Source organism: Streptomyces sp. NPDC005070 (assembly GCF_053600395.1).
In genome coordinates, this window is the sequence record NZ_JBSFZS010000377.1 from 1 (window position 1) to 2,382 (window position 2,382).

Sequence of the window (2,382 nt, forward strand, 5' to 3'; positions counted from 1 at the left end):
TCCCTCCGACCCCGCCTTACACCCCCTCCGCCACCGGCGCGGTCGGGTCCGGGGGGGGGGCCCCGGCCCCCTCGGGCGGGCCCCCGGCCCCTTCGCGTTCCGCGGGCTTCACACGTGGCGGACCGGACCGCTCAGAGCCAGGTGGTCCCGAGCCAGACGGCCGCCGCGGCGGCGGCCAGCAGAGCGATGTTGAGTCCGATCATCCGTGCCTCGCCGCGCGAGAGATGGACGGCCGTGCCGCCGACCTGGAGCAGGACGAGACCCGTCGCGGCGGCGACGGCGAGCCAGGGCGCGATCCCGGTGAGCGGCGGCAGGATCAGGCCTGCCGCGCCGAGGACCTCCAGCGTCCCGATGAGCCTCACCACCGGCATCGGTATGGTGTCGACCCATCCCATCATGGGCCGCAACTGCTCCTGGCTCCGCAGGATCTTGATGCCTCCGGCATAGAGGTAGAAGGCCGCCAGCAGCGCTGCGACGATCCAGTAGGCGATGTTCATGGCGGCCCCTCGCACAATGGTTACCAGGCGTAAGTTGCCCCATGATGAGTCACTGTCGGGGGGTCCGCAAAAGGCACATGGATGTGCGCTACCCACAGGGAGTTGTCGTGTCGCAGTACCAGCACACCTGCATGATCCGCGGGGACGGCGGCCGGACGATCCGCGCCGTCCTCGACCGGATCTGCGACAAGTGGACGCTGCTGATCGTGACGACCCTCCAGCAGGGCCGGCTGCGCTTCACGGACCTGCAGCGGCAGATTCCCGGCATCTCGCAGCGGATGCTGACGCTGACCCTGCGGAACCTGGAACGCGACGGCCTGGTGTCGAGGACGGCGTACGCGGAGGTCCCGCCCCGCGTCGAGTACGCGCTGACCCCCACCGGAGAGAGCCTCATTCCGCCGGCCCTCGCACTGGCCGGATGGGCGATCGAGCACATCGCGGAGATCGAGGCCAGCAGGGCCGCTTACGAGGACCGGGCGGGGTGATGCCGGTGGGGGCCGGGGGTGTCGCCGCCGGGCTCAGCGCTGGAAGGCGGCCCCCAGGTGTGCGCCGGGCTCGGGCGCGGCGAGCGTGTGCGGTCCGTAGCTCACCGATCCGGTCGCCGTGATGCCCCCGGCGGTGCCGGGGAAGACCCAGACACCTCCGGAGCCGCTGTTCTCCTTCGGCGCCGACACGACGACGTACCCGCCGACGACGGCGGTGCCGCCGCCGAACGCGTCGCCGTTCTCGGCCGTGCCGGGCACCCCGGCCGTGTTCTGGCTGAAGACCTGGACGGCGCTGCCGGACAGGCCCGTCCGGCTCCCCCTCAGGACGGCGAACGTGCCGGCGTCGGTCCGTCCGGCGTGGTCCTCGCCGGGCACCCCGGCGACGACGTCGGCGTATCCGTCACCGTCGACGTCCCCGACGGAGACGTCGGTGCCGAAGCGGTCGCCGCTCTCCCCCGTGCCGGGAACGCCCGGCGTGTTCTGACCGATCAGCGTGGCCCGCGCCGCGAATCCGCCCTCCGTGCCCCGTACGGCGCCCACGAGCCCGCCGCCGGTGGCCGTACTGCGGCCGAAGACGACGTCCAGGCGGCCGTCGTGGTCGATGTCGCCGAGGGCGACGCCGTCCGCGGACACGGTGTCGGCGGCGGCAATGAGCGGGCCTGCCACGAGACCGTCCTCGGTGCCCCGCAGCAGTCGCAGGTGGGGCGGCGCAACCGTCCCGCCGTCCGAGTCCCACGAACCGCCGCTGACGACGAGGTCGGTCCTGCCGTCGCCGTCCACGTCGCCCGCCGCCATCGCGTGGATGCGGAGGTCCGTGCCGACGAGCGGGCCGGTGCGGGCCGGGACACCGGCACGGCTGATGGGCCCGAACCGCGTCTCGTACGCCGTCGCGAGGTCCAGGTGCCCGTCCCCGTCGAAGTCGCCGGCCCGGGTCGGGGCCCTGCCCTCGCCGACGACGGCCGCCTGGATGAGCCCGCCCACGCTTCCCCACAGCACGGTCCGGCGTCCCACGTCACGTGCGCTGCCGACGTCCTCGCCGGGAGATCCGACGACGAGGTCGGTGTAACCGTCGCCGTCGAGGTCCGCCGCGGTCAGGTCACTGCCGAAGCGGTCGCCCGCCTCCGCCGTGCCGGGGATTCCGTAGCGGTTCTGGCTGATCACCTGGCGCTTGACGCCGTCGGGGCCCTGCCCCATGCCGTAGACGACGGTGAAGTATCCCGCCCCGGCCCGGCCGTTGACGGTGCCGCCCGGGGCGCCGATCGCCACGTCGGGGTATCCGTCACCGTCGAAGTCGGCCCCCACCGACCCCGGTACGGCGGCGGTGGGGGCACCCGAGGAGACGTTCGCCGGAGAGGCCAGGACAGGGGCAGGCTTCTACACCTCGATCGCGGGCCTCGGCC

Annotated in this window: 3 protein-coding genes; 1 reads left to right on the top strand and 2 read right to left on the bottom strand. The window is 73.4% G+C overall.

The genetic code is table 11. The annotated features are described in order from the left end of the window. Window positions 1-131: 131 nt before the first annotated feature. Window positions 132-497, bottom strand: a complete 366-nt coding sequence (locus ACWEBX_RS39245) for a DoxX family protein (protein ID WP_451889486.1) — start codon at window positions 495-497, stop codon at window positions 132-134. A 107-nt stretch (window positions 498-604) separates the two neighbouring features. On the opposite strand from ACWEBX_RS39245, the gene ACWEBX_RS39250 reads away from it, so the two are divergent. Further along, window positions 605-982 (top strand): winged helix-turn-helix transcriptional regulator, encoded by a 378-nt coding sequence (locus ACWEBX_RS39250; protein WP_451889487.1) that lies wholly within the window; start codon window positions 605-607, stop codon window positions 980-982. Between the two features lie 33 nt (window positions 983-1,015). Here ACWEBX_RS39250 and ACWEBX_RS39255 read toward each other — a convergent pair whose 3' ends face one another. Further along, window positions 1,016-2,284, bottom strand: a complete 1,269-nt coding sequence (locus tag ACWEBX_RS39255) for an FG-GAP-like repeat-containing protein (RefSeq protein WP_451889488.1) — start codon at window positions 2,282-2,284, stop codon at window positions 1,016-1,018. Window positions 2,285-2,382: the final 98 nt, after the last annotated feature.

Coding starts and splice junctions, on each gene's coding strand:
- ACWEBX_RS39245 (WP_451889486.1), bottom strand. CDS start 497: ATGAACATCGCCTACTGGATCGTCGCAGCGCTGCTGGCGGCCTTCTAC.